This is a genomic window from Pseudoduganella sp. RAF53_2, from assembly GCF_052113985.1.
GTDB lineage: Bacteria > Pseudomonadota > Gammaproteobacteria > Burkholderiales > Burkholderiaceae_D > Rugamonas.
On sequence record NZ_JBFRDW010000625.1, the window covers coordinates 1 to 3,590 of the forward strand.

Annotated in this window: 2 protein-coding genes; one reads left to right on the plus strand and one right to left on the minus strand. The window is 60.3% G+C overall.

What is annotated here, in order from left to right:
* The first annotated feature begins 515 nt into the window (after positions 1-515).
* The gene (locus AB4Z11_RS26625) at positions 516-1,778 is read left to right on the plus strand and encodes a GMC family oxidoreductase N-terminal domain-containing protein (RefSeq protein ID WP_442028854.1); all 1,263 of its coding nucleotides are present in this window, start codon (positions 516-518) and stop codon (positions 1,776-1,778) included.
* A gap of 197 nt (positions 1,779-1,975) precedes the next feature.
* On the opposite strand, the gene AB4Z11_RS26630 is transcribed toward AB4Z11_RS26625, so the two are convergent.
* On the minus strand, positions 1,976-3,439 hold the full coding sequence (locus tag AB4Z11_RS26630; protein WP_442028855.1) for an efflux transporter outer membrane subunit: 1,464 nt from the start codon (positions 3,437-3,439) through the stop codon (positions 1,976-1,978).
* Between the last annotated feature and the right edge of the window lie 151 nt (positions 3,440-3,590).

The following is a 3,590-nucleotide window of genomic DNA, read 5'->3' on the forward strand; positions in this document are numbered from 1 at the left end:
CTTTTCACGTGCCGTTGGGTGGGTAGACCGGCTTTTCACGTGCCGTTGGGTGGGTAGACCGGATTGCTCAAGAATTAGGCGAGATAGATCAGGACATCCTTCGTTTCATTCTAAAGTATGACTGATGCTTAGATTGAGCCAGAAATCGCAATGTCATGTAACTCGCGTGGCAAACGAAAGCATTGTGACCGCATTCAAAGCAATAGTTTCGGAGCGCTTTAACGACTTGTTGTCGCGCGATATGTCGCTCTGCTACGCTGGGAATTCTCCCATTCTGGCAAGAGATGAGGCGCTCGACTCTGTCACCTGCTCGTTCTCGCCTAGAGTAGCGTTTGGGAAAAATCGCATCTGGCATTTCAGTCCGATTAACTGGAGTTTAGCCGCAAGTAGTGAGCGATGAGCAGTTAAGCGGCCAACGGAGCTTTCAACTGAATCTATTTTTGATTACGACAGTAGCCTGCTCATAGGGCACGGTCCTGCAATCCATTTCCTTACGACATGCGACTTCTGAACTAATGCAATACGATGTCATCATCGTTGGTAGCGGTCCCGGGGGCGCTAGCGTGGCGCGCGAAACTTCGCGCCGAGGCATGCGCGTGCTGGTGCTTGAACGGGGCAGCGCCGCCCCTGTGAGCGGCACGCTTACGCAAATGGCGTCCATGGCAGCCATCCCCGGTAAGGGTGCCTTCCTCCATCGCGACGCATCGCTGCTGGTACGCGGCCTGACTGTTGGCGGGAGCTCTACTCTAAACTTCGCTACAGCTTCCACACCACCCTTGGCACGCTTTGATGCATTAGGAATTGACCTCGCGCCGGCTTTAGCCGAATGGCGCGCGGAACTGCCTATTTCGCCGCTCCCTGACAATCTGATTGGCCCCCTGGCCACTCGCATTATGCAGGGCGCCCAAGCTGCTGGCCTACCATGGCTGAAACTAGACAAGATGATTCGTCCGCAAATCTGCCGCACCGGCTGCTGGCGTTGCGTTTATGGCTGCCCTTATGGAGCAAAGTGGACGGCGCGCGATTTGCTAGACGAAGCACTTAGCTACGGCGCACAGTTGCAAGACAAAGCGCTCGTAACTCGCGTGCTAACCCAGAATGGCCGCGCTGTCGGCTTGGAGTTCACGCGTAACGGCAAAATGCACGCAGCCCGTGCGAATAAGCTGGTGCTGGCAAGTGGTGGCATTGGCAGTCCGCGCCTGTTGCACAGGTCTGGCCTGGGCCCACGCAACGTGCCCTTTTTCAGTGACCCGGTGATTGCTGTGATGGGTAGCGCGAACGACATTTCTGGTGGCGCTGAGGTGCCGATGGCTGCTGGCATGGCGTTGCCTGAACACGGCCTAACTATCTCTGACCTCACACTGCCTAAGCCAATGTACCAAGCCTTCGCCATGCAGATGGGCCGCCTAGATCGCCTGCTTATGCATCAACGTACGTTGAGCGTCATGGTGAAAATACGAGATGAAGCCGGCGGTGGTGTTGGTCCGCGCTGGGCAAATAAGACCCTAAGTCTGCCGGACCGCCGCAAGTTCAATGAAGGCATTGCTATCGCGCGGCGTGTGCTTAAAGCGGCTGGTGCGAAGCATATATTCAAAAGCTGGCATTTTGCCGCACATCCAGGCGGAACAATCCCTACCGGCGCAGGCGTTGACACTAGTCTGCAAACACCGACGCTCGGACTATATGTCTGTGATGCGTCAGTGTTGCCTGCGCCATGGGGCCTGCCGCCTACTCTAACCCTGCTTTGCCTAGGCAAGCGCCTCGGTCAAATGCTCTAGCGATTTATTCCGGCGGCTTCAGAACTGTGAATACGCCCAGCAAGCATACACGACTATAAATAAGATAAGCGTACGCCTGAGCCGGGAGCAGGATTCACGTAACCGTCTCCAATCTGTCGCGTTAGCGACGTTATGACAAAAGCGACGTTTCGCCGAAAAGTTAGAGTAGAGCTGCATTCAACACTTCAATTAAGAGCCTAAGTGTCCCACCCTCCCCCCAAAGCGCGCATCAGCGCCACGGTGGTCACTGCGCGGTTGCCGCGCAGCTGCACCGCGGTGCGCTCAACCGCTGCCAGATTGCGCTGCGCGTCGAGCAGGTCGAGATAGCTCGAACGGCCCGCTTCATACAGCTTCTTCGCCAGGTCGGCCGAACGGCGCGCCGACACCAGGGCATCGTCGATCTGCGCGGTCTGGCCGCTCAGGATGCGCAAGCCGGCCAGGTTGTCTTCCACTTCCGAGAAGGCCACCAGCACCGACTGGCGGTAGGAAGCGACCGACTCTTCCAGCGCGGCTTCACTGCGACGGATGTTGGCACTGTTGCGGCCACCGTCGATGATCGGCGCGGAAAGCAGGGCGCCCAGCATCCACGAACGGCTGGTCAGCTTGAACACATCACCGAAAGTGCCGGCCACGCCGCCACCGTTGCCGCTGATGGTCAGCGCCGGGAACATGGCCGCGCGCGCCAAGCCGATGCGGGCGTTGGACGCTTCCATGGTCTTCTGCGCTGCCGCGATATCAGGACGGCGCTCCAGCAGCGACGACGGCATGCCGGCCGGGATCGCAGGCAGCAAGGTCGAATCCAGCAGCGGGCTCGGACCAGCCGAATACGAAGCGGCCGGTTTGCCCAGCAGGACCGCCAGGGCATGCTCGGTCGTCACACGCTGGCGCTGCAGGCCGATGGCTTCGGCACGCGTGGTCGACAGCTCGGTCTTGGCGCGGGTCAAGTCGAATTCACCGATATCGCCCAAGTCGAAGCGACGCTGGTTGATCTTCACGTTCTCTTCGCGCAGACGCACCGTTTCGGCCAGAGTGTCCAGTTCAGCGTCGGTTGCGCGCAGCTTGAAGTAAGTCTGCGCCACGTCAGCCTGCAGGGACAGCAGCACGGAGCGGTAGTTCGCTTCCACGGTCGCCGCATCGTTGCGGGCTGCCGCAACGTCGGACGATACGCGGCCGAACAGATCCACTTCATAGCTGGCGGTCAGGCGCGCCGAGTAGGCGGTCGACGGCGACACACTGGTGCCGGCCGGCAGACCCAGCTCGGTCGGCGACTGCTGGCCGCGCTGGGCGCCCACGCCGACGCCGCTCTGCGGAATGCGGTCCGCTTCAGCGATGCCCGCGATGGCGCGGGCCTGCTTGACGCGGGCCGCTGCCACGGCCAGGTTGGCGTTGGCCTTGGTGGCTTCAGCGATCAGCTCATTCAGAGCCGGGTCGTTGAGCGACAGCCACCACTCGCCGCGCGACTGCTGCTCGGCGGGCTGCGCCTGCTTCCAGCGGCTGCCGTCCGCAGCCGTCACCACGCCCGCAGGTGCGGTAGCCGACTGCGATTCCTTGAACACAGCCGGAGTCTCAATCGTCGGCTGCTTGAAGGTCGGGGCACCGCAGGCCGTCAGCAGCAATGCTGCCAGCAGCGGGGCCACGCCTTTTGCAATCATGTTTTTCATTAGTGGGTCCCTTCCAGTTGGACGGCCGTATCAGCCGCCGGGGATTTCTTCTCAAGACRCACAGCCAGGGTACGCAGCAGCACGTAGAACACCGGGGTCAGGAACAGACCGAAGAAGGTCACGCCCAACATACCTGCGAACACGGCCACAC